Raw genomic sequence first — 1,476 nt, 5'->3', positions numbered from 1 at the left:
GGCAAACCGGCCTCGCCGCAGGAGGCGGTGGACCGGTGGCGGGCGATGTCGGGGCGCACGGGGGTGCTGCACAGCGGCCACTGGCTCATCGATCTGCGGCCCCCGGACGAGGGCGGCTCGGCCGCGACGCTCGGCGCGACCGGCTCCACCGTCGTGCACTTCGGCCGGTTGAGCGACGCCGAGATCGACGCGTACGTCGCCACCGGGGAGCCGCTGCACGTCGCGGGCGCATTCACCGTCGACGGGCTCGGCGGCCCCTACATCGACGCCATCGAGGGCGACTTCCACAACGTCGTCGGGATCAGCCTGCCGCTGCTGCGCGGCCTGCTCGCCCGGATCGGCCTGCCCTGGCACGCCCTCACCGGCTCCTCACGAGACCGCTCGGCGTCTGGGAGCGGCCGCCTCGGCGGGATCACCGGCGGCTGAGTGCCCTACTGCGATTCAGGCTCCGGAGAAGCGTGCGGTGCGGCGCTCGCGGAAGGCGGTGACGCCCTCGGCGAAATCGGCGCTGGACAGCAACGCGCCCTGACCGGCGTGCTCGCGAGCGAACGCGTCGGCGATACCGGGGAGCGTGGCGGCGTTGATGGCCTGGCGGGTGGCCCGGTAGGCGCGGGTGGGCCCGGCGGCCAGGGCGGTCAACAGGTCGGCGACGCCGGCGTCGAACTCGCGCTCCGAGAACACGTGGCTGACGAGGCCGGCCTCGAGGGCCTCGCCCGCGGGCAGCTTCTCCGCGAGCAGCGCCATTCGCATCGCCCGGGCTCGCCCGATCGACGCCGCGACCAGCTCCGTCGCTCCGCCGTCGGGCATGAGACCGATGCGGGTGAACGCCAGGAGGAAGTACGCGTCATCCCGGGCGAGGACGAGGTCGCAGGCCAGTGCCAGCGACACCCCGATACCGGCGACCGGGCCGTGCACGACCGCGACGACCGGCACCGGATAGCCGAGGATGGCCGTCACCACGGCGTTGCCGGCCTCGAGCACCGCCAGATCGGGGTCCTGCGATCCGCTCTCGCCGCCGAGATCCGCGCCGGAGCAGAAGCCGCGGCCGGCCCCGCGCAGCACGACGAGTCGCAGCTCCTCGTTTGCGGCGCGATCGGTGAGTTCGCGCTCGATCGTCCGCAGCATCGGCGCCGTGACGGCGTTGAGGGCGGAGTCGCGCTCGAGCGTCACCGTCAATACCCCGCCGGCCTCGTCGAACCGGACCGGCGCTTCTCGTTGCTCGCTGCCCTTGCTCATCCGCTGTCCTCTCCTCGTGCTCCGCACGGCATCGGCACATGCAGAAATGGCTGTGGCCTCACCCGATATCGGGTGAGGCCACAGCCTATAAAAGAAGTCCGGCGGCGTCCTACTCTCCCACACCGTCACCAGTGCAGTACCATCGGCGCTGAAAGGCTTAGCTTCCGGGTTCGGAATGGGACCGGGCGTTTCCCTTTCGCTATGACCGCCGTAACACCATCAGGCGCCAACCCCGGCCCC

The 1,476-nt window shown here is 71.7% G+C and carries 2 protein-coding genes and 1 rRNA gene; 1 reads left to right on the top strand and 2 read right to left on the bottom strand.

Annotated features, from left to right (window positions below):
• Positions 1–426, top strand: a 426-nt coding sequence (locus PINTE_RS21325) for a Maf family protein (protein ID WP_174524043.1), incomplete at its 5' end; no start/stop codon positions are given.
• A 15-nt stretch (positions 427–441) separates the two neighbouring features.
• Here PINTE_RS21325 and PINTE_RS21320 read toward each other — a convergent pair.
• Both PINTE_RS21320 and rrf read right to left on the bottom strand, forming a co-directional pair.
• Complete coding sequence (locus PINTE_RS21320; RefSeq protein ID WP_068434612.1) at positions 442–1,236, bottom strand: enoyl-CoA hydratase-related protein; 795 nt, start codon at positions 1,234–1,236, stop codon at positions 442–444.
• Positions 1,237–1,332: 96 nt separating this feature from the next.
• Positions 1,333–1,449 (bottom strand): 5S ribosomal RNA (gene rrf / locus PINTE_RS21315).
• Positions 1,450–1,476: the final 27 nt, after the last annotated feature.

Origin of the sequence: Piscicoccus intestinalis NBRC 104926 (assembly GCF_001515525.1) — a bacterium.
Taxonomy (GTDB): Bacteria; Actinomycetota; Actinomycetes; order Actinomycetales; family Dermatophilaceae; genus Kineosphaera; species Kineosphaera intestinalis.
The sequence above is the reverse complement of the archived record's forward strand: the minus strand, read 5'-3'. Positions and strand labels throughout refer to the sequence as shown.